The organism is Sphingomonas cannabina (assembly GCF_021391395.1).
In the GTDB taxonomy this organism is placed as follows: domain Bacteria; phylum Pseudomonadota; class Alphaproteobacteria; order Sphingomonadales; family Sphingomonadaceae; genus Sphingomonas; species Sphingomonas cannabina.
Genome location: NZ_CP090059.1, coordinates 3,577,948 through 3,603,866 on the forward strand (window position 1 = coordinate 3,577,948; position 25,919 = coordinate 3,603,866).

19 protein-coding genes are annotated in these 25,919 nt (G+C 68.3%); 9 read left to right on the plus strand and 10 right to left on the minus strand.

The genetic code is table 11. From position 1 onward, the window contains the following. Positions 1-4 precede the first annotated feature (4 nt). The 6 genes from LZK98_RS16890 to LZK98_RS16915 all read right to left on the minus strand — a co-directional run bounded on the left by LZK98_RS16890 (position 5) and on the right by LZK98_RS16915 (position 7,197). Positions 5-1,576, minus strand: a complete 1,572-nt coding sequence (locus LZK98_RS16890) for a carboxylesterase/lipase family protein (RefSeq protein ID WP_233783684.1) — start codon at positions 1,574-1,576, stop codon at positions 5-7. Between the two features lie 39 nt (positions 1,577-1,615). Then, complete coding sequence (locus tag LZK98_RS16895) at positions 1,616-2,620, minus strand: sugar kinase (protein WP_233783685.1); 1,005 nt, start codon at positions 2,618-2,620, stop codon at positions 1,616-1,618. A gap of 118 nt (positions 2,621-2,738) precedes the next feature. After that, positions 2,739-3,494, minus strand: a complete 756-nt coding sequence (kduD, locus tag LZK98_RS16900) for a 2-dehydro-3-deoxy-D-gluconate 5-dehydrogenase KduD (RefSeq protein WP_233783686.1) — start codon at positions 3,492-3,494, stop codon at positions 2,739-2,741. Beyond that, on the minus strand, positions 3,491-4,333 hold the full coding sequence (kduI, locus tag LZK98_RS16905) for a 5-dehydro-4-deoxy-D-glucuronate isomerase (protein ID WP_233783687.1): 843 nt from the start codon (positions 4,331-4,333) through the stop codon (positions 3,491-3,493). Before kduI ends, kduD begins: the two co-directional genes overlap by 4 nt. Positions 4,334-4,354: 21 nt before the next feature. Continuing rightward, positions 4,355-5,797 carry a glucuronate isomerase gene (gene uxaC / locus LZK98_RS16910; RefSeq protein WP_233783688.1) on the minus strand — a complete coding sequence of 481 codons (1,443 nt, stop codon included), beginning with the start codon at positions 5,795-5,797 and terminating at the stop codon, positions 4,355-4,357. Between the two features lie 368 nt (positions 5,798-6,165). Further along, positions 6,166-7,197 (minus strand): LacI family DNA-binding transcriptional regulator, encoded by a 1,032-nt coding sequence (locus tag LZK98_RS16915; RefSeq protein ID WP_233783689.1) that lies wholly within the window; start codon positions 7,195-7,197, stop codon positions 6,166-6,168. A 188-nt stretch (positions 7,198-7,385) separates the two neighbouring features. Between LZK98_RS16915 and LZK98_RS16920 the strand changes: the two genes are divergently transcribed. The 3 genes from LZK98_RS16920 (at position 7,386) to LZK98_RS16930 (ending at position 10,687) form a co-directional block, all read left to right on the plus strand. Next, on the plus strand, positions 7,386-8,471 hold the full coding sequence (locus LZK98_RS16920; RefSeq protein WP_233783690.1) for an acyltransferase family protein: 1,086 nt from the start codon (positions 7,386-7,388) through the stop codon (positions 8,469-8,471). A gap of 101 nt (positions 8,472-8,572) precedes the next feature. Beyond that, positions 8,573-9,367 (plus strand): 2-keto-4-pentenoate hydratase, encoded by a 795-nt coding sequence (locus tag LZK98_RS16925; RefSeq protein WP_233783691.1) that lies wholly within the window; start codon positions 8,573-8,575, stop codon positions 9,365-9,367. A gap of 21 nt (positions 9,368-9,388) precedes the next feature. After that, the gene (locus LZK98_RS16930) at positions 9,389-10,687 is read left to right on the plus strand and encodes an MFS transporter (RefSeq protein WP_233783692.1); all 1,299 of its coding nucleotides are present in this window, start codon (positions 9,389-9,391) and stop codon (positions 10,685-10,687) included. 7 nt (positions 10,688-10,694) lie between these two features. Here LZK98_RS16930 and LZK98_RS16935 read toward each other — a convergent pair whose 3' ends face one another. The 3 genes from LZK98_RS16935 to LZK98_RS16945 are packed head-to-tail and all read right to left on the minus strand — an operon-like array spanning position 10,695 to position 15,470. After that, positions 10,695-11,714 (minus strand): LacI family DNA-binding transcriptional regulator, encoded by a 1,020-nt coding sequence (locus LZK98_RS16935; RefSeq protein ID WP_233783693.1) that lies wholly within the window; start codon positions 11,712-11,714, stop codon positions 10,695-10,697. Continuing rightward, positions 11,711-12,958, minus strand: a complete 1,248-nt coding sequence (locus LZK98_RS16940; protein WP_233783694.1) for an MFS transporter — start codon at positions 12,956-12,958, stop codon at positions 11,711-11,713. The genes LZK98_RS16935 and LZK98_RS16940 overlap by 4 nt, the downstream gene beginning before the upstream one ends. Before the next feature lie 46 nt (positions 12,959-13,004). Continuing rightward, positions 13,005-15,470, minus strand: coding sequence for a glycoside hydrolase family 3 protein (locus LZK98_RS16945; RefSeq protein WP_233783695.1), 2,466 nt, complete (start codon positions 15,468-15,470; stop codon positions 13,005-13,007). Positions 15,471-15,917: 447 nt separating this feature from the next. On the opposite strand from LZK98_RS16945, the gene LZK98_RS16950 reads away from it, so the two are divergent. From LZK98_RS16950 to LZK98_RS16965, 4 genes are all read left to right on the plus strand, one after another. Then, positions 15,918-19,142, plus strand: coding sequence for a TonB-dependent receptor (locus LZK98_RS16950; protein WP_233783696.1), 3,225 nt, complete (start codon positions 15,918-15,920; stop codon positions 19,140-19,142). Between the two features lie 70 nt (positions 19,143-19,212). Further along, a complete protein-coding gene (locus LZK98_RS16955) occupies positions 19,213-19,938 on the plus strand; it encodes a SapC family protein (protein ID WP_233783697.1) in 726 nt (241 codons plus the stop codon). Further along, positions 19,928-20,977 (plus strand): cupin-like domain-containing protein, encoded by a 1,050-nt coding sequence (locus LZK98_RS16960; protein ID WP_233783698.1) that lies wholly within the window; start codon positions 19,928-19,930, stop codon positions 20,975-20,977. The genes LZK98_RS16955 and LZK98_RS16960 overlap by 11 nt, the downstream gene beginning before the upstream one ends. Further along, positions 20,974-22,476, plus strand: coding sequence for a tryptophan halogenase family protein (locus LZK98_RS16965; protein WP_233783699.1), 1,503 nt, complete (start codon positions 20,974-20,976; stop codon positions 22,474-22,476). The genes LZK98_RS16960 and LZK98_RS16965 overlap by 4 nt, the downstream gene beginning before the upstream one ends. Before the next feature lie 116 nt (positions 22,477-22,592). Here LZK98_RS16965 and LZK98_RS16970 read toward each other — a convergent pair whose 3' ends face one another. Beyond that, positions 22,593-23,129 carry a GNAT family N-acetyltransferase gene (locus tag LZK98_RS16970; protein ID WP_233783700.1) on the minus strand — a complete coding sequence of 179 codons (537 nt, stop codon included), beginning with the start codon at positions 23,127-23,129 and terminating at the stop codon, positions 22,593-22,595. Positions 23,130-23,179: 50 nt separating this feature from the next. Between LZK98_RS16970 and dxs the strand changes: the two genes are divergently transcribed. Next, positions 23,180-25,105: a 1-deoxy-D-xylulose-5-phosphate synthase gene (gene dxs / locus LZK98_RS16975; RefSeq protein WP_233783701.1), complete on the plus strand. Its 1,926-nt coding sequence runs from the start codon at positions 23,180-23,182 to the stop codon at positions 25,103-25,105. Beyond that, positions 25,092-25,901: a helix-turn-helix domain-containing protein gene (locus LZK98_RS16980; RefSeq protein ID WP_233783702.1), complete on the plus strand. Its 810-nt coding sequence runs from the start codon at positions 25,092-25,094 to the stop codon at positions 25,899-25,901. The genes dxs and LZK98_RS16980 overlap by 14 nt, the downstream gene beginning before the upstream one ends. Positions 25,902-25,919 lie beyond the last annotated feature (18 nt).

The window sequence follows — 25,919 nt, forward strand, 5'->3', positions numbered from 1 at the left end:
CCTATCAGGTCCCCGGCTGGATGTAGGGCACGCGCGCGAACAGCTCGCGCTGCCATCGGCGCGGATCGTTCTCGACCCGGCTGGCCGTGTCGAAGATCATCGTCGCGCGCGCCTGGAGGTCGTATTTGGGCCAGCGCGGCAGTCCGGCATGGTTGGGATCGCCGGTCCGCGCGAAGGCGACATAGCTGTCCTGCACCGCCTTGGACGCCGCGCGCGCGTCGGCGCCGGTGCCGGTCTGCGATCCCGGCGCGTCGAGCGTGCCGAACGCGAGCGGGATATCCATCGTGTGCATCGCCCCCCGCCGCGGATCGGAGCGCGAGGCGAAGTCGACCTGATAGACCCAGGCGGGCGCGCCGGCGCGGGCGCGCTCCTCCGCCTCGATCACCTGGCCGCGCCAGCTCCGCCCGGCGGTGGTCGCGTCCCACATCACCTGCTCGGGCGACCAGGTGGGATAGCGCTCGCGATATCGCGCGACGACCCATTCGGGCAGGATGTCGATGCGCAGCTGCGGCGCCATGCGCTCGGCGATGTTGCTCCAGTCGAGGCCCTGCATCGTCGGGCTGTCCGGGGCGATGAAGGCGCCCGTCTCCTGCTTCGCGTTGCCGAGGATCATCGGGATGGCGAGCGACTGCGGATTGGCATCGGGCCAGAAGGGGTGGCGCGCCAGCCACTTCATATCGAGCACCGGCCCGAAATAGACGCCGCCGCCGAGGATCGGGTCGGTCGCAGCGAGGCCGTCGACCAGCTTCTCCGCCGGCATCGCCAGCAGCGCGTCAATGCCCGGATCGCCGAGCTTGGCGAGGAAGGCGCGGGTGCGCGCAGTGGCGTTGAGCGGGCCGGAGGCGGTGACCTGCTGTCCGCTCATGGTGACGGCGCGGTGGAACAGGCCCCTGGCCGCCGGCATCCCCATCATCGTCGCGATCTTGGCGCCGCCGCCCGACTGGCCGAACACCATCACGCGCTTCGGATCGCCGCCGAACGCCGCGATGTTGTCCTGCACCCATTTGAGCGCGAGGATCAGGTCGAGCTGGCCGCAATTGCCGCTGTCGGGAAAGCGCGGATCGAGCCGGGCAAGATAGAGATAGCCGAAGGCGTTGAGGCGGTGGTTGACGGTGACAACCACCACGTCCTGCTCGCGCGCGAGCCGGCTGCCGTCGTAAAGCGCGCTCGATCCGGTGCCGGAGGAATAGGCGCCGCCGTGGATGTAGAACATCACCGGCTTCGGCGCGCTGCCGCGCCCGGTCGTCCAGATGTTGAGGACGAGGCAATCCTCGCTCGCGGTGACGCCGGGCACGTCGCCGCGATAGCCCTGCCCCGCCTGCGGACAAGACGGACCAAAGGCGATCGCGCGCACCGGCGCCGGCGCGCGCGGCTCAGGCTCGGGCGCCATGAAGCGCTTCGCCCGGCCGTAGCGGATGCCGCGGAACACCGTCACGCCGTCCGCCTGCCGGTCGCCGACGAAGGTTCCGGCGGGGGCGGTCACCTCGGAGCCCGACTGCCCCCAAGCAGCGCCCGGCAAGGTCAACGCCAGCCCCGCCACCATCACCGTGCGCCGCGAAACATTCCCCTCCGTCATCGTCCCCTCCCCATATTTGCGGATGCGGACGGCGGCGGGTCAGCGCCGGACGTCGGCTCCGCCTTGCAAGGCCTGATCGAGATCGCGCTGCCCGAACAGCGAGGCGTCGCCCGGCAGCGAATGCTTGAGCACGGTGAGCGCGAGGCCGGTGCGCGCCGCCACCTCGATGCTCTCGCCGCGGCGCAGCGCGTGCAGCACGCCGACCGCGAAGGCGTCGCCGGCACCGATCCGGTCGACGATGCCGGTCACCGCCACCTCCTCGGTCTGGGCGGTGCCGTCGCGCGTGTCGATGCGCGCAGAGAGGCGGTGATGGTCGCTGTCGATGACGTGGCGCGCGGTCGAGGCGATCGTCCGGAGCTTGGGAAAGGCGTCGAAAGCCGCCTCCGCCGCCTCGCGCCGCCGCGCCTCGCCGTCGCCGGAGAAGGGCTTGTCGAGCAGCAGCGCGATATCGCGATGGTTGCCGAACATGAGGTCGGCATGGGCCACCAGCCGCGACAGGATCGCGCGGGGATCGCTGTCCCACCGCTCCCACAGTTTGCCGCGCCAGTTGCCGTCGAACGACACCGGGATGCCGCGTGCGCTCGCCGCTTCGGCCGCCGCGATCGCGGCCTCGGCGGGCACCGGCCCCAGCGCCGGGGTGATGCCCGACAGGTGCAGCCGGTCGGCGCCTTCGAGCAACTGGTCCCAATCCCAGCTCGCGACCGGCGCCTCGGCGAAGGCGGAATGGGCGCGGTCGTAGACGACGTCGGTCGCGCGGAGGCCGGCGCCGCTCGTCACGAAATAGAGGCCGATGCGTTCGCCGCTCAACTGGATGCCCGAGCAATCGACGCCGTGCCCGCGCAGCGTCGTCAGCGCGCCACGGCCGAGGTCGTTGTCCGGCACCGCGCTCACCATCGCCACATCGTGCCCGAGCCGCGCGAGCCCGGTGACGAGGTTCGCCTCGGCGCCCGCCACCCATACGTCGAGCTTCGGCGTCTGCAGCAAGAGCTCGCGGCCCGGTGGCGACAGGCGCAGCATGATCTCACCGAAAGCCACAAGCGTCATGCCTCACCTCCTTCGTCATGCCGGACTTGGTCCGGCATCCACCGAGCCGCAAAGACTGCCGCTTGGGGCATAGTGGACCCCGGCACAAGGCCGGGGTGACGATGGGAATGCGGCAACGTCATCGTGCCAGCCAGCCGCCGTCCACTGCGAGGATATGGCCTTGCACGTAATCGGAAGCACGGCTCGCCAGGAACACCGCGGCGCCGCCGAGGTCGCTGGCATCGCCCCAGCGCCCCGCCGGAATGCGGTCGAGGATCGCCTTGTTGCGCACCTCGTCCGCCTGCAGCGCGGCGGTGTTGTTGGTCGAGATATAGCCGGGCGCGATCGCGTTGACGCTGACGCCCTTGGCCGCCCATTCGTTGGCGAGCAGCTTGGTGAGGCCGCCGATGCCCGACTTGGACGCGGTGTAGCTCGGCACGCGGATGCCGCCCTGGAAGGTCAGCATCGAGGCGATGTTGATGATCTTGCCCGATCCCTGCGCGATCATGTGCCGACCTGCCGCCTGGCAGAGGAAGAACACCGACTTGAGGTTGGTGTCGACCACCGCGTCCCAATCCTCCTCGGTAAAGTCGACAGCGTCGGCGCGGCGGATGATGCCGGCGTTGTTGACGAGGACATCTAGCCCACCGAGCTTGTCCACAGTCTCATCCACGACCCTTTGCACAGGTTCGATGGTCGAGAGGTCGGCGGAGACGATCTCGGCGCGCCGGCCGAGCGCGCGCGCCTTCTCCACGGTCTCGCTCGCCGGCGTGCGGCCGACGGCGGCGATGTCCGCCCCCGCCTCCGCCAGCGCCAGCGCGATCGCCTGGCCGATGCCGGTGTTGGCCCCGGTGACCACCGCCACCTTGCCGGAAAGATCGAAGGGACTGGTCATGCGAGCTGGCAGATGTCGAGGACGTTCATGTCGGTATAGTCCTGGTTCTCGCCGGCCATCGCCCAGATGAAGGCATAGGACTTGGTCCCGGCGCCCATGTGGATCGACCACGGCGGGGAGATCACCGCCTCCTCGTTCTGCATGACGATGTGCCGGGTCGCCTCGCCCTCGCCCATGAAGTGCATCACGCGGTCGGTGTCGGTATTGTCGAGCTCGAAGTAGAAATAGATCTCGCTGCGGCGCTCATGGATGTGCGGCGGCATGGTGTTCCACACGCTGCCGGGCTTGAGCACGGTCAGCCCCATCACCAGCTGCGCGCTGTCGCACACGCCCGGGATGACGAGCTGGAAGATGGTGCGCTCGTTCGATTCCTCCAGGCTGCCGCGCTCCAGCGCGTTGGCGTCGGCGATCGAGAGCTTGCGCGTCTGGAACGCCTTATGCGCCGGGCAGGAGGCCAGGTAGAAGCGCGCGCCCTCGCCCGAAAACTGCACGTCCTTCGCCCCCATGGTGACGTAGAGGCAATCCTTGTTGCCGAGCGTGAACGCCTCGCCGTCGACGGTGACGGTGCCGTCCACCTTGCCGACGTTGACGATCGCCAGCTCGCGCCGCTCGAGGAACGGATGGCCCGCAGCCGACGGCGGCTCGGTCTGGTCGGGCAGCTTGACCGGGCTCGCCCCCACCGCGACGCCGCCGATCACGAAGCGGTCGGCGTGGGTGTAGTTCAGCACGCACTCGCCGGCGCGGAACAGGTCCTGGATCAGGTAACGGTCGCGCAGCTCCTCGTTGCTGACGCACTCCATCATGTCGGGATGCGTGGCGTAATAGGTCCGGTCGAACATGAACGAGGCTCCGTCTTCGGGTCAGGCCGCCTGGGCGGCGAAATGGGGGTCGTCGATCTTGTAGGCGCGGCGCACCAGGCCGCTGGTCAGCTCCTCGGCCAGCTCGGCCGCTTCCCAGTCGGCCAGGCGACCCTCGGCCACCAACCGCGCCAGGAACGCGCAGTCAACCCGCCGCGCGACGTCATGCCGCGCCGGGATCGACAGGAAGGCGCGGGTGTCGTCGTTGAAGCCGACGGTGTTGTAGAAGCCGGCGGTCTCGGTGGTCATCTCGCGGAAGCGGCGCATCCCCTCCGGACTGTCGTGGAACCACCAAGCGGGCCCCAGCTTCAGGCACGGGTAATGGCCGGCGAGCGGCGCCAGCTCGCGCGCGTAGGTGCTCTCGTCGAGCGTGAACAGGATCACCGACAGCCGGCTCTCGTTGCCGAAGCGGTCGAGCAGCGGCTTCAGCGCGTGGACATAGTCGGTGCGCGTCGGGATGTCGGCGCCCTTGTCGCGGCCGTGGCTGGCGAACAGGCCGGCATTGTGATTGCGACAGGAACCGGGGTGGATCTGCATCACCATGCCGTCCTCGACCGACATCGCCGCCATCTCGGTCAGCATCTGCGCGCGGAACAGCTCGGCGTCGGCCGGAGTCCAGTCGCCGCCGACGATGCGGCGGAACAGCGCCTCCGCCTCCTGCGGCGACAGGTTGGCGGTGGCGGCGGTGGGATGGCCGTGATCGGTCGCGGTGGCGCCCGCCGCGCGGAAATCGGCGCGACGCTTGCGGTGCGCGGCGAGATAGCCGCTCCAGCCGTAGACGTCCTCGCCGGTCAGCTCGGCGAAGCGCGCCATCGCGGGCTTGAATGCCTCATGCTCGACGTCGATCACGCCGTCGGGGCGATAGGTGGTGACGACGCGCCCTCCCCAGCCCGAGCGGCGGATCGCATGATGATGGCCGAGGTCGTCTTGCGCGCCTTCGGTGGTGGCGAGGAAATCGATGCGGAACCGATCGAACAGCGCCCGCGGGCGGAACGCCTCGGTCGCCAAGGCCGAGCCGATGGCGTCGTAATAATGGTCGGCCGTCGCCGCCTCCAGCGCGACGTCGATCCCGAACACCTCGGCGAAGACGTGGTCGAGCCACAGCCGCGACGGCGTACCGCGGAACAGGTGGTAGTTGGCCGCGAACAGCCGCCACGCCGCGCGCGGATCGGTCGCCGGCGTCCCGTTGCGGTCGGGCACGCCGAGCGCATCCAGCGCGATGCCCTGGCTGTAGAGCATCCGGTAGAGATAATGGTCGGGCGCGAGCAGCAGCGTGGTCGCGTCGGTCCACGCCGTATCCTCGGCGAACCAGCGCGGATCGGTATGGCCGTGCGGACTCACGATCGGCAGCTCGGCGATGCCGGCGTATAGGCTGCGGGCAATCGCGCGTGTCGCCGCGTCCGCCGGAAACAGCCGATCGGGGTCGAGCTCCAGTCGCCGTGCCATCACATCGTCTCCTCACGCTTTCTCAGGAGCGCCGCGGGCGCCCTGGTAACCGGTGTCAGGTTGCGGTGCAACTACTGGGGCGGATCGATATTCAGCTTTTGCCCTCTCCCCTTGATAGGGGAGAGGGATACCGCAGCTTGGCGCGCTTGCGCGCCTAGCGGAGGTTGGGAGAGGGGTAGAGCGAGGCGAAGCCTCGCGCGCCTGCTACGCAGGCCCCCACCCCTCTCCCAGCTCCGACTAAGCGTCTGCTCCGCAGCCGCTAAGTCTGCGCAACCCTCTCCCCTCCTGAAGGAGGGGAGAGGGCGAAGGCTGAATATCGATCCGTCCCGGGTCACGGTGCAACCGCTCCCGCCGCCTCATCCGCCCTTTCAATCGCGCGGCGGCGCGACCGATGCGCGGCGGATGAGCGTCGACAGGAACATCGACGGCTCCTGCACGACATTCTCGTCGTTGTCGACCGGGTCCGCGATCAGCTTGAGCGCGGCCGACCGCGCCATCGAGGCGATCGGCCAGCGCACCGTCGTCAGCGGCGGCCAGATATGCGCGGCGATCGGCGTATCGTCGAATCCGATCACCGACAGATCGCGCGGCACGTCGAGCCCGCGCTGGCGCGCGACATGGACCACGCCCGCCGCCATCTCGTCGTTCGAGGAGAAGATCGCGGTCGGCCGCGGCATCAGGTCGAGCAGCCGCTCGGCCGCGACCATGCCCGATTCGAAGGTGTAGTTGCCGTCCGCGACCATGCTGCGCGGGAGCGCGATCCCGGCGGCGGACAGCGCCTCCTCGAACCCCGTCCGCCGCTCGCGCGCCGAGCGGAAACCGTGCGGGCCGCTCACCAGCCCGATGCGGCGATGACCCTGCGCGATCAGATAGTCGGTCGCGGCGCGCACCGCCTCGCGATCGTTGGAAGCGACCATATGCTCGTCGCTGTCGAGCATCGCCGACCCCATGCGCACGTAGCGGCAACCGATCGCGTCGCACAGCTCGGCGACGGTATCGTTCTCGCTGACCGGCGGCATCAGCAGCACGCCGAACAGCCGCTGCCGCTCGAGGAAATGGCGCAGGTCGTCCAGCATCGTCGCCGAACCGCGGTTGAGCGGGCGCACCACCATCTCGAACTCGGTGCCGTGCAGCGCCTCCAGCATGCCCTGCTGCACGTTCATCACGGTCTGGGCATTGGGGTTGTCGTGGACGAGGCCGATCAGAAAATTGCGCCGGAGCGCCAGCGCGCGCGCCTGAGGATTGGGGATGTAGCCGAGATCGCTGATCACCTCCTCGACCTTCCGGCGCGTCTCGTCGTTGAGTAGCGGCGAGCGGTTGATCACCCGGCTGACCGTCTTCTTGGAGACCCCCGCCACGCGGGCGACATCGTTGATCGTAGGTTGCGCGGACTTCTTCATGCGCAAGGGATACGCCGATCCTGCGCCGGTGCAACGGCGGTGGTGGCTGCCCGTCCGGGAGGGGCTTAATTAGCCGCCCTAACCCCGAAAATCCGCCGCTACCGCCGGAGGGAGGATCGGCTTCGTCGCTCGGACCCGGTATCATTCCGGCGCGACAATGAGTTCGCGCGTTCCCAGGGGCGGGATCGATGCAGGACCGGAGGCGTTATCTGGCGCTGGACGCGATGCGCGGCATCGCTGCGATCGCGGTGGTGTGGTTCCACCTCCACCGCGTGCTCGGCTACGACTGCGCCGGGCCGCTCGCGGTCGACCTGTTCTTCGTGCTGAGCGGCTTCGTCGTCGCCGCAGCCTATGACCGGCCGCTCGCCGAGGGCATGACGGTCGGTGACTTCGCCCGGCGGCGGCTGATCCGCATGTACCCGCTGTTCCTGGCCGGTCTGTTCGTCGGCCTGGGCGTCCAGCTGCTGCTGATGGCCGCCGGGCACAGCAAGCTCAGCGGGCTGGAGACGCTTGCCTCGTTCGTGCTGGCGGCGCTCTGGATCCCGTCGCCGTTCAACGGCAGCCTCGACTTCACCTTCCCGCTCGACGGTCCCGCCTGGTCGCTCTCGTTCGAGATCGTCGCGAACCTCCTGTTCGCGATCTTCCACCGTCACCTGAGCGACCGCCTGCTGATGCTGGTGGCGGCGATCAGTGGGGCCGTCGTGATCGCGGGGGTGCTGACGCTGGGCACGATCAACTTCGGCTGGTCGTGGCGGACGATCGATCTCGGCTTCGCGCGGGTGATGTTCTCCTTTCCGCTCGGCGTGCTGCTCTATCGCCACCGCCATCTTGTCCCGGCGAGCCTCGGCCGTATTCCGCCGTGGCTGCTGCTGGCCGGGCTCGGCGCCGTCCTCCTGCTGCCCGAGCGGGCACCGATCGACGTGCTGTTCGTGCTCGTCGGCAGCCCTCTGCTGGTCGCCGCCGGCTTCCGCAGCGCCACGACCGGCGACGAGGCCGCGTTCCAAATCCTCGGCGACATCTCCTACCCGGTCTATGCGCTGCACGGCCCGCCGGTCTTCGTGCTCGAAGGATCGCTCAAGCTGCTCCATCTGGAGCACTGGGGTCTGCCGCTGGCGCTCGCCTATGTCGTCGGGATCGTCCTCGTCGCGCACCGGGCCGCGATCGGCGATGCGCGAGTGCGGGCGGCGCTCACCCGATATCTCTCCGCCGGACGACGCACGCCGCCGAGTGCGCCCGTCCTCGTTCCCTCGACCGAACGCGAGCCGGCCGCATAGGATCCTTGTAAGGAATCATGGCCTCCGCTTGTCATTGACACCGGTTTCCAATAAGCCGCTGGCACAGCGCGAGAGCACGCGCCGGAAGGGGAGGCTGTTTAGTGAGTTCAGTCGAGGCGGCCGCAGATGCGGGCAGGATCGCACGCTCGTTCGTCGAGGCGCGTCGCGCGGCCCGGGGCCTTCCGGACTATCCGGGCACCGTCCCCACCGACCTCGCCACCGGCTATGCGATCCAGGATGCTGCGCTGGCGCTCGTCGAGGAACCGGTCGCGGGCTGGAAGGTCGGGCGCGTCAATCCGCCGCTCGGCGGAATCGATCGACTGGCCGGCCCGATCTTCGCCGACGCGGTATTCGAAGCGACCGCCAAGCCGATCGCGATGCCGGTGTTCGCCGACGGATTCGCCGCCGCGGAGGCCGAGTTCCTGCTGCGGATCGGCGCGGACTTCGATCCGGCCAAGCGCCGCTACACGATGGCGGAAGCGGCGGCGGCGATCGACGCCGTGCACGCGGGCATCGAGATCGCGAGCTCGCCCTTCCCCGGCATCAACGCGCTCGGCGCGCCAGTGACCGTCTCCGATTTCGGCAACAACAACGGGCTGGTGATCGGCCCCGAGATCGCGGGCGGCGGCGCGGTCCCCTTCGACGACTGGCTGGTCGAGCTGCTCATCAACGGCGAGCCGATCGGCCGCGACACCACCGCGAACATGCTCGACGGCCCGATCGGCGCCGCGCGCTTCCTGTTCGAGGCGCTGGCGGAGCGCGGCATCGCGCTCAGGCCCGGCCAGTGGATTTCGTCGGGCGCCGTCACCGGCGTCCATCCCGTCGAGGTCGGCGATCGCGTCGTCGCACGCTTCAACTCGACACTGACGGTCGAATGCACGATCAAGCCCGCATAACGACGGGCATGGGAGAGACGGATGACTGACCAGCCGGCAGAGGTGATCGAGGCGGCGTCGCGGGTCGGCCGCTATCGCTGGGTGATCTGCGGACTGTTGTTCGCGGCGACGGCGATCAACTATGTCGACCGGCAGATGATCGGCGTGCTCAAGCCGACCATCTCGGCCGAGCTCGGCTGGTCGGAAACGAGCTATGCCGGCATCGTCGTCTGGTTCCAGCTCGCCTATGCCGTCGGCTATCTGGCGTTCGGCAAGGTCATGGACGTGGTGGGCGCGCGCTTCGGCTATGCCATCGCCTTCGTCATCTGGACGGCCGCCCACATGCTGCACGGCGCGGCGCGCACGGCGCTCGAATTCTCGCTGGTGCGCGCCCTGCTCGGCGTCGGCGAATCGGGCAACTTCCCCGCGGGCATCAAGGCGGTCAGCGAATGGTTCCCGGCGCGCGAGCGGGCGTTCGCGACCGGCATCTTCAACGCCGGAGCGAACGTCGGCGCGATCCTGACGCCGATCGTCGTTCCCTATATCGTCGTCACGCTGGCGCTCGGCTGGCGCGCGGCGTTCGTCATCACCGGCGCGTTCAGCCTGATCTGGCTGGTGGCCTGGATCTGGATCTACCGCCGTCCGCGCGAGCATCCGCGGGTCTCCCCGGCCGAGCTCGCCTATATCGACAGCGATCCCGCCGACGTGGGCGAGCCGATCGCCTGGGGCCGCCTGCTCGGCTATCGCGAGACCTGGGCGTTCGCGATCGGCAAGTTCCTGACCGATCCGATCTGGTGGCTCTACCTGTTCTGGCTGCCCGACTTCCTCTCCAAACGCTACCAGCTCGATCTCGTCAGCTTCGGGCCGCCGCTGATCGCGATCTACCTGATCTCCGATTTCGGCAGCGTCGTAGGCGGCTGGTGCTCGTCGCGGATGATGCGCGCGGGGTTCAGCGCCAACCGCGCGCGCAAGCTGACGATGCTCGGCTGCGCGCTGCTGGTGACGCCGGTGTTCTTCGCGCAGTACGTCGGCAATCTGTGGCTGTCGGTCGCGATCATCGGCCTCGCCACCGCGGCGCACCAGGCGTTCTCGGCCAACATCTACACGCTGCCGTCGGACATGTTCCCGCGCCGGGCGGTGGGATCGGTGGTCGGCATCGGCGGCACCGCGGGGGCGATCGGCGGGGCGCTGATGTCGCTCTACACCGGCAAGGTGCTGGAGCTCACCGGCAGCTATACGCTGATCTTCGCGGTCGCGGGCAGCGTCTATCTGCTGGCGATGCTGATCATCCACCTGCTCGTCCCGAACGTCCGCCGCGTCGATCTGGTCGCGGCCAGGTAAGGTCCGGCTATCGGGCAGGCGGCGCCAGGCTATCGCGGCGGACGAGCGAATAGGGCAGCTCGACGCTGGCGGTCTCGGCGCTCCGCCGCCCGTTCGGCGGCCCGACCAGCAGGTCGACCGCCGCCGCGGCCATCTCCGGATTGGGCTGACGGATGGTGGTGAGCTGCGGCCAGGCCATGCGCGCGATCAGGGTGTCGTCGAAGCCGACCACTGACAGCGCCTGCGGCACCTCGATACGGTGCCGCATCGCCGATACGAGCACGCCAAGCGCCATTTCGTCGTTCGACGAGAAGATCGCGGTCGGCAGAGTCGTGGTTTCCAGAATCTTCTCGGCAGCCTCGACCCCGGAGCGGAAGGTGAAGTCGCCGTCGACGACCCACTCCGGCCGCACCGTCAGGCCTGCGGCCTGGACAGCATCCGAGAAGCCCAGCCAGCGCTCGGTCGCGGCGCTGTGGGTCGGATTGCCCCTGATGAAGGCGATGTCGCGATGACCGAGCTTGATCAGCTCGTTCGCGAGATCGCGTGCGGCGGCGCGGTCGTTCATCCGCACCAACGGCGTCCGTTCGGGCGTATCGCGCGGAGCAATCCGCACGACCGGCACCTCATGGGCCGCGAGCATGTCGAGCAGATCGGGCCAGTCGCATAGCGGCGGCGCCAGGATCGCCCCTTGCAGCCGCAGCGTGTTCAGGATCGCCGGCAGTTCCTTCAGCCACTCCCGCTGCCCGAGCTCGACCGTCTCGATGACGAGATGATAGCCGAGCGCGCGGCACCGCTCGACCGCACCGCGCTGGATGTCCGCGGCATAGCCCGACGCCACTTCCTCGATGAACAGCCCGAGCAGGAAGGAGCGCGAGCTCGACAGGCCCCGTGCGAAGGCGTTGGGACGATAGTCGAGCTCCTTGACCACCTTCATCACCGCCTCGCGCACCTCGGCGCGGACGTGCGGCTCGCCGTTGATGACGCGCGACACGGTCTTGGCCGATACGCCCGCACGGGCGGCGACATCCTTGATGGTGATGACGGTCATACCGCGGCCACCCGCTCGCGCGCCCAGACGCCGCCGCAGGCGATCGCAAAGGCGGCGATCGCGACATAGCACAGCGCAGACAGGGAGAAGGACGCGACCAGCCCGTTCATGTCGGCGAGCGCGCCGGTCAGCACCGGGATGACGGCGCCGCCCACCACCGCCATGCACAGCGCCATCGAGGCATAGGGCGCCTTGGTCTCGTCCGCCGGCAGCGACAGCGTGAACAGCGTCGGGAACATGATCGAGTTGCACAGCCCCACCGCGATCAGCGCGGTCGCGCCGACTACGCCGGTCGCGATCATCGCCAGCGCGACCAGTCCGGTCGCGGCCGCGGCGAACCAGGCCAGCACCCGGGGCGCCGGCCAGCGCATCAGGATCGCGGCGCCGACGAAGCGGCCGATCATCGCTCCCGCCCAATAGAGGCTGACCAGATGCGCCGCCGCCACCGGCGTGGCTCCCAGGATCTCGGGCAGGACCAGATAGTTGGTGAGCAATGTCCCGATCGTGACCTCGGCGCCGACATAGGCGAACATCGCGCCCGTCCCGGCGAGCAGCTTGCGGTCGCCGAACACCTCCCGCAGCTTCGCGAGCGGGACACGCTCGGGCGCCGGCAGGTCGGCGAGCAGGTTGCGGGCCCGCTCAAAGGCCAGCGCCAGCCCCGCCAGCACCAGCGCGCTGGCCAGGAACGGCAGGGCCAGGATCAGCCAGGCGGTGTCGTCGCCCTCGGCGCTGCGCTCGGTGAGCAGGAACGAAGCGCCGAGCAGCGGCGCCAGCACCGTGCCGATCGAGTTGAACCCCTGCAGCAGCGTGATCCGCGAGACCGCGCGCTCCTCCGGCTCGACCACCGCGACGGCGATGTTGCCGGCGATCTGGAGGAAGGTGATCCCGCCCGCCAGCGCCAGCAGCGCCAGCAGCACCGCGACATAGCTGGCGAACCCCGCCGCCGCCGCGAAGCCGATGCAGCCGGCGGCCATCACCCCCAGCCCCACCGCCATGCCGCGCATATAGCCGATCCTGACCAGAATCGCGGTGATCGGCAGCGCGAACAGCAGGTAGCTCGAGTGGAAGGCGAGCTGGACCAGCGACGCCTGGGTATAGTCGAGCCCCATCAGCAGCTTGAGGCGCGGGACCAGCAGGCTGATCAGGCAGACGAGGAAGCCGCCCATGAAATAATTGCCGATCGACAGGCGGAACATGCGCGAGGCGCGTTGCCGCTCGGCGGCGGAAAGGTCGGACGACTTCACGCCGGCGATCCTATCGCCTCCGCCTTCCCACGCAACGGCCCCCATGTCAGCGGCAATCCACCAGGCCGGCGGTCGGCGAGCCGAGCCGCACCTGCGAGACGGTCACGTCGAGCGCCCCCGCGGTGCTCATCACGAACGGGCGGGTGACGCGGGCGAGATCGGTGCCGGTGAAGCAGCGCAGCGGAACAGCGACGTCACCCCACTCATGGCTCTGCGCCAATGCACGCAGCCGCGTGGTGACGTCGCGGCCGCCGAGCGTGACCGCGGATGCCGGTCCGTTCGCCACGCGCAAGGTGACGATCAGCGCGACGTCGCCGTTGGCCTCGCGGGTGAGGTCGACCGGATCGCCGACCAGCGCCGCCGTGGCCGCGCCGCGCCCGGTCCAGGTGATGCGGACCGAGTCCTCCTGCGCCACGCGGTCGGCTGGGCGCTGCGCGATCAGCTCGGGGCCGGGATTGGTCGCGAGCGCGTCGCCGGTGCCGAGCAGCAGGCGGCGGCCGTTGGTCGCCTTGCCGGCGGTGAACAGCGTGTGGGCATCGCCGCCGCCGCTCGCCCGCACCTCCGGCAGCGCCGGCAGCTCGCCGCGGTCCTTGGTGGTGAGGCCGAAACCGTAGGGGAACAGCGGGTCATAGCCGCCATCGCCGACGTTGAGCGGCGTCTGGTCGGAACGCTTCGGCCAGCTGAACGGCAGCTTCCCGCGGAACTCGGCCTTGCCGAACAGCACGTCGGCGACGCCGCCGCCCTCCGAACCGGGCAGCCATGCGGCGACGAAGGCGTCGGCGGCGTTGAGCCACGGATTGGTCCATAGCGGCCGCCCCGAGAGGAACACCGCCACCACCGGCACGCCGGCGGCCTTGAGGCGCTTCATGGTCGCCAGCGTGTCGGCCGGATCGTCGAAGGCGACGTCGGAGCGGTCGCCCTGGAACTCGGCGTAAGGATTCTCGCCGAACACCACGATCGCCGCATCGGGTTTGGCCGCGAAGCTGCCGTCGGGGCTGAGCGTCGCGGTGCCGCCGGCCGTCTGCACCGTCTCGCGGATGCCTTGCCAGATCGAGGTCGCATTCGGGAAATCCGCCGGCGTGGTGCCGGTCCCCTGCCACGACAGCGTCCAGCCGCCGGCCTGCTTGGCGACGTTGTCGGCGCCGTCGCCGGCCACCAGGATGCGCGCGCCGGGCTTGAGCGGCAGCAGCGAGCCCGCGTTCTTGAGCAGCACCAGCGATTCGCGCACCGCCTGCCGCGCCACCGCGCGATGCTCGGGCGAGCCGAGCAGCTCATAGCGGCCGGCATAGGGTCGCGCCGACGGCTTCACCGCGTCGAAGATGCCGGCGCGGAACTTGACGCGCAGCACGCGGCGGACCGCATCGTCGAGCCGGCTCATCGGGATCGCGCCCGATTTGACCTCGCGCAGCGTCGATTCCCAGATGCCCTTCCAGCTGTCCGGCGCCATGTAGATGTCGAGCCCGGCGTTGATCGCCTGCGGGCAATCGGTGTTGGTGCAGCCCTCGACCTGGCCGTGCGCGTTCCAGTCGCCGACCAGGAAGCCGTCGAAGCCCCAGCGCTGCTTGACGACGCCGGTCAGCAGGCTGTCGTTGCCGGTCATCTTGCGGCCGTTCCAGCTGGAGAAGCTGACCATGACCGACTGCACGCCCGCTTTGAGCGCAGCTTCGTAGGGCGGTGCGAACAGGTCGCGCAGCTGGGTTTCGCCCACCTGCGCATCGCCCTGATCGCGGCCGTTATGGGTGCCGCCGTCGCCGAGGAAGTGCTTGGCGGTCGCGATGACGTGCGGGCCCCTCAGCCAATCCTTGCCGCCGACCTTCCCCTGCAGCCCCTCGACCAAGGGGCCTGCATAGCTCGCGGCGATCTCGGGCACCTCGCCGAAGCCTTCATAGGTGCGGCCCCAGCGGTCGTCGCGGACGACGGCGATCGTCGGCGCGAAGGTCCAGTCGATGCCGGTGACGCGCATCTCGACCGCCGTCACCTCGCCGATCTTCCGCATCAGATCGGGATCGCGCATCGCGCCGAGTCCGATGTTGTGCGGGAACAGCGTCGCGCCGACGATGTTCGAATGGCCGTGCACCGCGTCGATGCCCCAGATCGCGGGGATGCGGGGCAGCTTGGGATCGTCGGTGGTCGAGGCATCCCAGAAGGCGTCGGCCAGCGCCAGCCAGTCCTTCGCCGGGGCGTTGTACTGCCCGTGCGGATCGGAATTACCGCCGTTGAACACCGAGCCCAGATGATAGCGGCGCACGTCCTCGGGCGTGATGCTGGCGATGTCGCCCTGCACCACCTGCCCCACCTTCTGCTCGAGCGACATCGCCGCGAGCAGCCGATCGATCTTCGCCTCGATCGCCGGATCGCGCGGGACGGGAGAGGTCTGTCCGGGCCATTCCGACGGATGCGCGGTGTTGGCCGGAGTCGAGGGCGTCGGGGGTGCGACCTGTGCAATTCCGCCGCTCGCCGCCAGCACGGCAACGCAGCCCGACACGACCCTCGTCCAATTCCCACCCTTCATAGCCTCTCCCTCTGTTCCGCCGCGTCGATGCGCCGACAGGTGTTGACATCGATGTCGGCTTTCGCGACCATTACGTCAAGCTTCATGAAAGGGGCATGAGGATGCGCTTCAGGATTTCGCCAGCTGCTCGCCCGCGCCGGATGACGGTGAAAGCCGCCTTCCGCGATTCGCGATCGGCATCGGGCTCGATTGCTCCCCACCCGGCTAGGTCCAGTCGGGCTTGACGGCGGCCGCTACGGCGGCCGCCGTCTCTTTGTCTCGGGACAACTGCCGGGCAGCGAATCGGGCGCCGATCCGAGATTTTGGAGAATAAAATTACGCCTGACATCGTTGTCTGGAAATTGTTGACATCGATGTCGAAGGTGATACGTAACAAGCAAGCGGGAATACGCCGCTGACAAAGAATAGCCGACGTCATGAGGCGCCGGCCTGAGTGGAGGGAGGATAATGAAGGGGATCGCCTTGCCGATGGCGCTCGCGCGCTCGGCTTCCGTCATCGCTATCGCTGCCGGCCTCGCGGCCGTTCCGGGCGTCGCAGCAGCCCAGGCCGCGCAAGCGGACGCACCCCAGACGGCGCAAGCCGACGACCCGAGCCAGACCGAGGACATCGTCGTCACCGGCGTGCGCGCCTCGCTCGAGCGTTCGATCGAGATCAAGCGCAACTCGTTCGGCGTGGTCGACGCCATCTCTGCCGAGGATATCGGCAAGTTCCCCGACACCAACCTCGCCGAATCGCTCCAGCGCATCACCGGCGTGTCGATCGACCGCGTCAACGGCGAGGGCTCGACCGTCACCGTCCGCGGCTTCGGCTCGCAGTATAATCTGGTCACGCTGAACGGCCGCCAGCTCGCTACGTCGCGCGTCGTCTCGGTCGGCGGCGATCAGAACGGCGATAACCCGGCGGGGAACAGCCGCTCGTTCGACTTCTCCAATCTTGCCTCGGAAGGGGTCAAGACGCTCGAGGTCTACAAGACCGGCCGCGCCGCGATTCCGTCCGGCGGCATCGGCGCAGCGATCAACATCGTCAGCCGCCGCCCGCTCGACGCCCAGGATTCCGGCTTCAACGGCAGCATCGGCGCCAAGGCGAGCTACGACACCAGCGCCGACGACTGCATCGATTGCGGATCGAAGATAACGCCCGAAGTCTCGGGACTGCTCAGCTGGAGCGACAAGGACCAGCGTTTCGGCGTGTCGGTGTTCGGCAGCTATCAGAAGCGCAACTACAGCGTCCCGAGCCAGGCGAACGACGCCTGGAACATCCGAACCCTCGCGGATTTCCTCAACCCGGGCAACGGCTTCGTCAACGCATCGACGAAGATCAACAATGCGCCGGCGGATCCCGGCACGCTGGTCGCGGTGCCCAACGACAGCCGCTATCATTATTCGGAAGCGAGCCGCGAGCGCATCAACGGCCAGGCGGTGCTCCAGTTCAATCCCACCGACGCTCTGCATCTGACCGTCGACGGCCTGTACGCGCAGGAGCGCGAATCAGAGCGCCGCTCGACCCAATCGAACTGGTTCAACCGCCCGTTCGACGAGGTGACGTTCGACGATGCCGATGACGGCATCGCGACCACGCGCTACCTGCACGAAACCATCAACGGCGTGAAGGACGCGGCGTTCGAGCAGGCCTATCGCGCACAGAAGAACCGCTTGTGGGACATCGGTGCGAACGCGCGGTGGGAAGTGTCGGACCGCCTGTCATTCTCGCTCGACGGCCATATCGGCAAGGCCGAGAGCCTGCCCGACAATCCCAACGGCAAGACGTCGACCGCGGTCGCGTTCAACGCGCCGGTGGTGACGTCGCAGTCGCTCGACTGGGGCACCGACGGCTTCCCCCGTCAGAAGATCACGTTCAATGACGCGACGCAGAGCACCACGCCCACCGGCGTGCCGTTCACCAAGGGCAACGCCAACGGCGTGATCGACGTCGGCGACCTGTCAAGCGCGGTGCAACGCGAGTTCGCCTCCACCCAGACGCAGCGCATCAAGGAATTGCGCCTCGACGGCAGCTGGGATCTGGGCGGCGGCAGCAAGTTCGACTTCGGCGCCAACTACCGCACCACCAAGACGCGTCAGACGCAGTACAATACGACCCAGACGCTGGGCGACTGGGGCAACGCTCTGCCGCCCGACATCGAACGCCTCGCGCCGGGTCAGGTGTTCCAGTTCTGCAACGTCTGCAATTTCCACCACAATGACCCGGACGCGGACGCGAACACGATGGTCGCCTTCCGGACGCAGGACGCGACCAAGCTCTACAACACGCTCTACGACTATTACACCAACCTGCCGTACGATCCTGCGACCGGCGTGTCGGTCGACGGCGTCAACCATCGCAGCCGGATCACCGACGACATCGACAACCGGGTCAGGGAGAATATCTGGGCGGTCTATGGCCAGGTGACCTGGAAGGGCGAGCTCGCCGGCCGCAACGCCAGCCTGGTGGCCGGCGTGCGGTTCGAGAGCACCAAGGTGCGTGCAACCTCGCTCCAGCCGGTACCGCTGGCGGTGGTCTGGCAAGCCGACAACGACTTCACCGTCTTCAATTCGGCCGACCGCGAGGCGATCAGCGACAAGGGCCGCTACAACAACCTGCTGCCGTCGATGGACTTTCAGGTGGAGATCGCGCGCAACCTGATCGGCCGCCTCTCTTACAGCAAGACGATCGCGCGGGCGCCGTACAACAACCTGTTTGCGTCGACCAGCGTCGGCACGCCGCCGCGACCGACGGCGATCGGCGGCGTGCCGCCGGGGTTCCAGAACAATACCGATCTCGATCCGCTGACCTCGGACAATTTCGACGTGTCGCTGGAATGGTATTACAAGCGCGACAGCTTCATCTCGGTCGGCTTCTTCGACAAGCGTGTGCACAATTTCATCGGCAACACGGTGGTCAACCAGAACCTGTTCGGCCTGCGTGATCCATCCTCGGGTCAGGCCGGCACCCGCTCGGGCACGGCCAGGAACATCCTGACCAACCTCGGCGCCGACATCAGCGACGTGAACCTGTTCACCGCCACCGCGCTGGTCGTCAAGAACGGCGGCAATGCGGCTGCGGCACAGGCCGAGTTCCAGTCGCATTACAACAGCGCGACGCGCGCGCTCGACCAGGGCTTCGTCGACTCGACGCTTGCCTCGATCGACATCACCGCCGATGCCAACGACCCGCTGCTCAACTTCGCGGTCAACAGGCCGATCAACAACCGGGACGCGGAAATCTGGGGCGTCGAGATCGCGGGGCAGCATTTCTTCGGCAACACCGGCGTCGGCATCGCCGCCAGCTATACGCTGGTCCGCGGCAACGTCGGCATCGACGTCGCGGCCGATCCGAACGTCGACCAGTTCGCGCTGGTCGGGCTGTCGGACACCGCCAACGTCACGCTGATCTACGACAAATATGGCATCTCGGGCCGACTCGCCTACAATTGGCGCGACAAGTTCCTGAGCGCTACCAACCGCGACACCTATCACAACCCGGTGTTCACTGCACCCTATGGCCAGCTCGACCTCAACATCAGCTACGACGTCACGCCGCAGCTCGCGGTCACCTTCGAGGGCATCAACCTGCTCGAGGAGGGGGTCCGCACCTACGGCCGCGACAAGATCAACACCTGGTTCGAGTCCGAAGGTTCGGCGCGCTACCTGATCGGCGCCCGGTACCGCTTCTAAAGGGGGAAGCGAGGGGGGTGGTCACCTCCCTCGCCTTTTCCGCTGCCGGCCGTCGCCCGGCATGATAAGCATGACCGCCATGTCGTCGCCCGTGCTGCTCAACAATGTCGACCATCACGATCTGCGGATCGTGCAGGGTCATGGCGCAGCCTTCGGGGACTGCGTCAATCAGGTGACGGTGTTCCCGACCGAGTTCGAGGAACTGCAGCGCGACTATGCGATCCTGTTCCGCCGCAACGCGGAGGGCGTTTATCGCTCGGTCGTGTTGCTCGGGCTCGACGAGGGCGAGAACCTCTATCTCGACGAGAGCGGGTGGACCGCGCGCTACATCCCCGCGCTGATGCAGCGCGGCCCCTTCTCGATCGGCGTGCCGGGCCCTGGCGAGGCGGGCGAGCCGATGATCCATGTCGACCCCTCGCATCCCCGCATCAGCCGCAGCGAGGGCGAGCCGGTCTTCCTCGATCACGGCGGCAACGCCCCCTATCTCGACCACATCGCCCGCGTGCTGCAGGCGATCTATGTCGGCAGCAAGGTGAGCGAGGCGATGTTCGCCGCCTTCGAGAAGCACGACCTGCTCGAACCCGTGACGCTCGACGTCCGCCTCGACGATGCGCGCGGGTACAAGCTGCCCGACTGCTACACGATCGCCCCCGCACATCTCTCCGCACTCGACGGCGAGCAGCTGGCGGCGCTGCACGGCTCCGATTTCCTGCGCCCGGCGATCTGGGCGGCCTCGTCGCTCAGGAACATCACCCGCCTGATCGAGATGAAGAACCGGCGCGACCGTGAACGCTGAGACCCGCCCGCTCACGATCGAGCGCCGCACCGAGGTGGTGACCGGCGTCGCCGCTGGCGACGTCCCGCTCGAAGCGCTCGCCGAGGCGCAGCGCCCGACGATCTTCAAGGGCGCGGTCGCACACTGGCCGCTCGTGCAGGCCGGGCTGGCGTCGCCGAAGGAGGCGATCGCCTATCTCTCGCGTTTCGACGCAGGCAGGCCGATCACCCTCTATGTCGGCGATCCGGCGATCCGCGGGCGCTTCCACTATACGGCGGACGCCACCGCGATGAACTTCGCCGCCGAGCGCGCGCCGCTGCCCCACATCCTCGCGCGGCTGGAGGCGCATCTCGACGATCCCGATCCGCCTGCCTTCTATGTCGGGTCGACCGACGTCGACCTCTATCTGCCGGGCCTGCGCGCGGCGAACGATCTCCGTCCCGCCGACGGGCTGTTCGAGCGCCATCCGCCGCTGATGAGCATCTGGATCGGCAACCGCACGATCGCCTCGGCGCATTACGACATGTCGAACAACGTCGCCTGCTGCGTGGCGGGGCACCGCCGGTTCACGCTGTTCCCGCCCGACCAGGTCGCCAACCTCTACCCGGGCCCGCTCGCGCCGACCCCGGGCGGGCAGGTAGTGAGCATGGTCGATTTCGCCGCCCCCGATCTAGACCGCTATCCCCGCTTCGCCGACGCAATCGCAAATGCCGAGATTGCCGAGCTCGAACCGGGTGACGTGCTCGTCTACCCGGCGCTGTGGTGGCACCATGTCGAGGCGCTCGACCGCTTCAACATCTTGGTCAACTATTGGTGGAACGCCGTGCCCGCCTTCATGGACACGCCGATGACCACCCTGCTCCACGGACTGCTCAGCCTGCGCGACCGTCCGGACAGCGAGCGGCAGGCATGGCGGACGCTGTTCGACTATTATCTGTTCGGCGATCCCGAGCGCCCCGCTGCACACATCCCGGAAGCCGCAAGAGGCCCGCTCGCCCCGCTCGACCCCACCAGCGCGCGGCAGCTGCGCGCGCTCCTCATCAACAGGCTCAACCGATGACCGCAGACACTCCCCGCAAGCGCGTCGTGATCGCCGGCGGCGGCACCGCGGGCTGGCTCGCCGCCGCGGCGTTCGCCAAGCACCTGATCCCGCTGGTCGACGTGACCTTGGTCGAATCGGACGAGATCGGCACCGTCGGCGTCGGCGAATCGACCATCCCCACCGTCCGCTCGTTCCACGACTTCCTGGGCATCGACGAGCGCGAGTTCCTCCGCGCGACCCAGGCGAGCTTCAAGCTCGGCATCCGGTTCGAGGACTGGGCGAAACTCGGCGACCGCTATTTCCATGCGTTCGGCTCGGTGGGGCGATCGGTGTTCGTCGCCGACTTCCAGCATTTCTGGCTCGAAGCGCGCCGCCACGGCTTCGGCGGCGACTACGGCGACTATTCGCTGGAGCTGCAGGCAGCGACCGCCGGCAAGTTCGCGACCGGGCCGGATTCGCCGCTCGCCTATGCCTATCATCTCGACGCCACCGCCTATGCCCGCTTCCTGCGCGGCCTCGCCGAGCCGGCCGGGGTCAAGCGTGTCGAGGGACGAATCGAGCAGGTCGAGCAGGATCCGCTGTCCGGCGACATCCGTGCGCTGGTGCTGGCGTCCGGCGCGCGCATCGAGGGCGACCTGTTCGTCGACTGCACTGGCTTCCGCGCGCTGCTGATCGAGCAGACGCTGGAGACCGGTTTCGACGACTGGAGCCACTGGCTGGCGATGGACAGCGCCTTCGCGGTCCAGACCGAATCCGCCGGTCCGATCGTCCCCTATACCCGCGCGATCGCCCACACGGCCGGCTGGCGCTGGCGCATTCCCTTGCAGCACCGCGTCGGCAACGGCTTCGTCTTCTCGAGCGAGTTCATGTCGCCCGACGAGGCGCGCGCGCAGCTGCTCGACGCGCTCGACGGCGCGCCACTGTTCGACCCGCGGCTGCTGCGCTTCAAGACCGGCGCGCGCCGCAGGATGTGGAACCGCAACTGCGTCGCCCTCGGGCTGGCCGGCGGCTTCATCGAGCCGCTCGAATCGACCAGCATCCACCTCATCATGATCGCCCTCCTCCGCCTGATCCGGAATTTCCCGTTCGGCGAGGGAAGCGAAGCGTTGGCTGCGCGGTTCAACGAGCAGTCGCGGCGCGAGTGGGAGCATGTCCGCGACTTCATCATCCTGCACTACAAGGCGACCGCCCGCGACGACAGCGCCTTCTGGCGCCGCTCGGGCGCGATGGCGATCCCCGACTCGCTGGCCGAACGCATCGCCCTGTTCCGCGAAGGGGCCCTCGCCTATCAGGACCAGGACGACCTGTTCCGGATCGACAGCTGGGTCGAGGTGCTGATGGGCCAGGGCATCGCGCCCAAGAGCCACCACCACCTTCCGCGGATGCTGCCGCCCGAAGAGCTCCGCAAAGCGCTCGGCGACCTCAAGCAAGGCATCGCGCATGGCCTGGCAGGAATGCCGAGCCACGCCGATTTCATCCGCAGCTACGCGGCGGCGCCGTTGCCGGAGGCGGCGTGAGGGGGAGATATATCACCACCGTCATTCCCGCGAAGGCGGGAATCCATTCTGGCTGACGGCAGTGAGGCTCATCAGTTTCAGCGACAATGGATTCCCGCCTTCGCGGGAATGACGATTCAATTTAGCGCCTTCCCCATCCGCACCAGCGGAACCGGCACGCCGTCGACATTGTCGGCAACCCGCTCGATCTCCACATAGCCGCAGGCCCGGTACAGCGGCTCGCCGGCGAGCGTCGCCATCAGCTCGGCGCGGGTGAAGCCCTCGCGGGCGGCGGCGTCCTCGCACAGCGACAGGATCAGGCGACCGACGCCGCGGCGGGCGAAGTCCGGATGGGTGTACATCGCGCGCACCCGTGCCGCCTCGGTCGCGGGATCGAGCAGGCGGGGCTCGCGCAGCTCGGTGCTGTGATCGCCGCCATAGAGCGTCGCGCGCCGGCTCCAGCCGCCGCAGCCGGCGAGCCTGCCGTCGTCCGACTCGACCAGGAAATAGGTGCCATCGGCGACGAGCTGGGTATCGAGGCCCATCACCGCGCGGCTCGCGACGACCTGCTCGGGCGTCAGGAAACCGGCCTGGAGCCGGTCGATCGCCAGCGCCATCAGCGCCTTGAGGCGGGGCAGGTCGGCGGTGGTGGCAGGACGGTGGGAGAAGGACATGGAAACGCTAACCATTCGACAGCGTTCGCAGGCTGGAGTAGATCGCGTCAATGGCTGATAAACCCGAGACGCCGTTGCTCGACACGGTGGTGACGCCCACCGACCTGCGCAAGCTCCAGCCCGAACAGCTCCGCCAGCTCGCCGACGAGCTGCGCGCCGAGACCATCTCCGCGGTCGGCACGACCGGCGGGCATCTGGGCTCCGGGCTGGGCGTGGTCGAGCTGACGGTGGCGATCCATTATGTGTTCGACACGCCCGACGACCGGCTGATCTGGGACGTCGGGCACCAATGCTATCCGCACAAGATCCTGACGGGGCGGCGCGACCGCATCCGCACGCTCCGGCAGGGCGGCGGCCTCTCCGGCTTCACCAAGCGGAGCGAGAGCGAGTACGACCCGTTCGGGGCGGCGCACAGCTCGACGTCGATCTCGGCGGCGCTGGGCTTCGCCACCGCCAACAGGCTGACCGGCGCGCCGGGCAAGGCGATCGCGGTGATCGGCGACGGTGCGATGTCGGCCGGCATGGCCTATGAGGCGATGAACAACGCCGAGGCCGCGGGCAACCGGCTGGTCGTCATCCTCAACGACAACGACATGTCGATCGCGCCGCCGGTGGGCGGGCTGTCCGCCTATCTCGCGCGCCTCATCTCCTCGTCCAACTATGTGGGCCTCAGGAGCTTCGCCAAGAAGGCGATCCGCCGCATCTCGCGCCGCGCCTACGACGCCGCCGCCAAGGCCGAGGAGTTCGCCCGCGGCATGGCGACCGGCGGCACCTTGTTCGAGGAATTGGGCTTCTATTATGTCGGGCCGATCGATGGGCATAACCTCGACCATCTGATCCCGGTGCTGGAGAACGTCCGCGACAGCGAGCAGGGGCCGATCCTGGTCCATGTCGTCACCAAGAAGGGCAAGGGCTATGCCCCGGCCGAGAATGCCGCGGACAAATATCACGGCGTCCAGAAGTTCGACGTCATCACAGGCGCCCAGGCCAAGGCGCCGCCGGGACCACCGAGCTACCAGAACGTGTTCGGCGAGACGCTGGCTAAGCTCGCCGAGACCGACGAGCGCATCGTGGCGATCACCGCGGCGATGCCGTCGGGCACCGGCGTCGACAAGTTCGCCGCGGCGCATCCCGACCGCGCGTTCGACGTCGGCATCGCCGAACAGCATGCGGTGACCTTCGCGGCCGGCCTGGCGGCGCAGGGAATGCGCCCGTTCTGCGCGATCTACTCGACTTTCCTCCAGCGCGCCTACGACCAGGTGGTCCACGACGTCGCGATCCAGAACTTGCCGGTCCGCTTCGCCATCGACCGCGCCGGCCTCGTCGGCGCCGACGGGGCGACCCATGCCGGCAGCTTCGACGTCACCTATCTGGCGACGCTGCCCAATTTCGTGGTGATGGCGGCCGCCGACGAGGCCGAGCTGGTGCACATGACCTACACCGCAGCGCTCCATGACAGCGGGCCGATCGCGGTGCGCTATCCGCGCGGCAGCGGCGTCGGCGTGGCGCTGCCTGCGGTGCCCGAGCGGCTGGAGATCGGCAAGGGACGCATCGTCCGCGACGGCAAGAAGGTCGCGATCCTCTCGCTCGGCACGCGGCTGGCCGAGGCGCTCAAGGCCGCCGATGCGCTCGATGCCAGGGGGCTGTCGACCACGGTCGCGGACCTGCGCTTCGCCAAGCCGCTCGACGAGGCGCTGATCCGCCGTCTGCTCACCACGCATGAGGTGGCGGTGACGATCGAGGAAGGCGCGATCGGCGGCCTCGGCGCGCATGTCCTGACCTACGCCAGCGACGCCGGGCTGATCGACGCGGGCCTCAAGCTGCGCACGATGCGCCTGCCCGACCTCTTCCAGGACCAGGACAAGCCCGAGCTCCAATATGACGAGGCGCGGCTCAACGCCGAGCATATCGTGGACACGGTGTTGGCGGCACTGAGGCACAACAGCGGCGGCGTAGTCGAGGGTGCGCGGGCCTGACGAAGTCGATCTCGGCCGGCTGAATCAAGCCGAGCGCGAGGCGCTCGGCCTGCTCGGCGAGGGCCATACCGCCAAGAGCATCGCCGCTCTGACCGGCCGCTCGGTCGGCGCGGTCAACGAGCGGCTGCGCGAGGCCCGCCGCAAGACCGGAGTCGGCAGCAGCCGCGAGCTGGCGCGGCTTCTGAAGGCACAAGAAAATCGGGACGAGCAAATCGGGGTAGCTGGATCAGACCGAGGCGGAGCATCGACGCCGTCGGAAGCTGCCGCGGCAGGCGCGGAAAGCAGGAATCGACGGAGCATCTATCTCATGGCAGGCATCGGGACGATCTTGCTTGGCGCAACTGGGTTGGCTCTTGCGATCGGCACATCTCACCAGCCGTCACCCTTCCAGCTTCCTATCGCACCTGCAGATCAGGATACCGGCGAGCTCGCGCCGCTTTACAAGGAAAGCCCCAGCCCGGGGCATTGGCATACGCTGGTTAAAGCTGAAACCCGTGACGAGCGCTGGGCTCCTGAAGCCGAAGAGGCTCTGCGCGCCCACTATGCCGCAATTCCCGATCTCGACACGCCGCAGCACAAGCTGACGGTATACTGCGCAAAATCGCTATGTGAGGTTACAGCGGTGCTGAACAGCGATCCGGGGCAAGAGATCGGCAGAACCATGGTCGTCGTTCAAAAGCGCTCGCTGGAAAAACCGGCCGATCTGGCGCTCACCAATCGCTTTGTCGGCTTCAGAGCATCCGCCGAGCGATCCCAGCAGACCTTGTTTGCTGCATATTGGCAGCGAGGAAACTGAAAGCGAGTCGCGCGGTGC

Coding starts and splice junctions, on each gene's coding strand:
- LZK98_RS16965 (WP_233783699.1), top strand. CDS start 20,974: ATGACCGCAGACACTCCCCGCAAGCGCGTCGTGATCGCCGGCGGCGGC.
- LZK98_RS16930 (WP_233783692.1), top strand. CDS start 9,389: ATGACTGACCAGCCGGCAGAGGTGATCGAGGCGGCGTCGCGGGTCGGC.
- dxs (WP_233783701.1), top strand. CDS start 23,180: ATGGCTGATAAACCCGAGACGCCGTTGCTCGACACGGTGGTGACGCCC.
- LZK98_RS16920 (WP_233783690.1), top strand. CDS start 7,386: ATGCAGGACCGGAGGCGTTATCTGGCGCTGGACGCGATGCGCGGCATC.
- LZK98_RS16950 (WP_233783696.1), top strand. CDS start 15,918: ATGAAGGGGATCGCCTTGCCGATGGCGCTCGCGCGCTCGGCTTCCGTC.
- kduD (WP_233783686.1), bottom strand. CDS start 3,494: ATGACCAGTCCCTTCGATCTTTCCGGCAAGGTGGCGGTGGTCACCGGG.
- LZK98_RS16915 (WP_233783689.1), bottom strand. CDS start 7,197: ATGAAGAAGTCCGCGCAACCTACGATCAACGATGTCGCCCGCGTGGCG.
- LZK98_RS16945 (WP_233783695.1), bottom strand. CDS start 15,470: ATGAAGGGTGGGAATTGGACGAGGGTCGTGTCGGGCTGCGTTGCCGTG.
- LZK98_RS16890 (WP_233783684.1), bottom strand. CDS start 1,576: ATGACGGAGGGGAATGTTTCGCGGCGCACGGTGATGGTGGCGGGGCTG.
- LZK98_RS16955 (WP_233783697.1), top strand. CDS start 19,213: ATGACCGCCATGTCGTCGCCCGTGCTGCTCAACAATGTCGACCATCAC.
- LZK98_RS16895 (WP_233783685.1), bottom strand. CDS start 2,620: ATGACGCTTGTGGCTTTCGGTGAGATCATGCTGCGCCTGTCGCCACCG.
- uxaC (WP_233783688.1), bottom strand. CDS start 5,797: ATGGCACGGCGACTGGAGCTCGACCCCGATCGGCTGTTTCCGGCGGAC.
- LZK98_RS16935 (WP_233783693.1), bottom strand. CDS start 11,714: ATGACCGTCATCACCATCAAGGATGTCGCCGCCCGTGCGGGCGTATCG.
- LZK98_RS16970 (WP_233783700.1), bottom strand. CDS start 23,129: ATGTCCTTCTCCCACCGTCCTGCCACCACCGCCGACCTGCCCCGCCTC.
- kduI (WP_233783687.1), bottom strand. CDS start 4,333: ATGTTCGACCGGACCTATTACGCCACGCATCCCGACATGATGGAGTGC.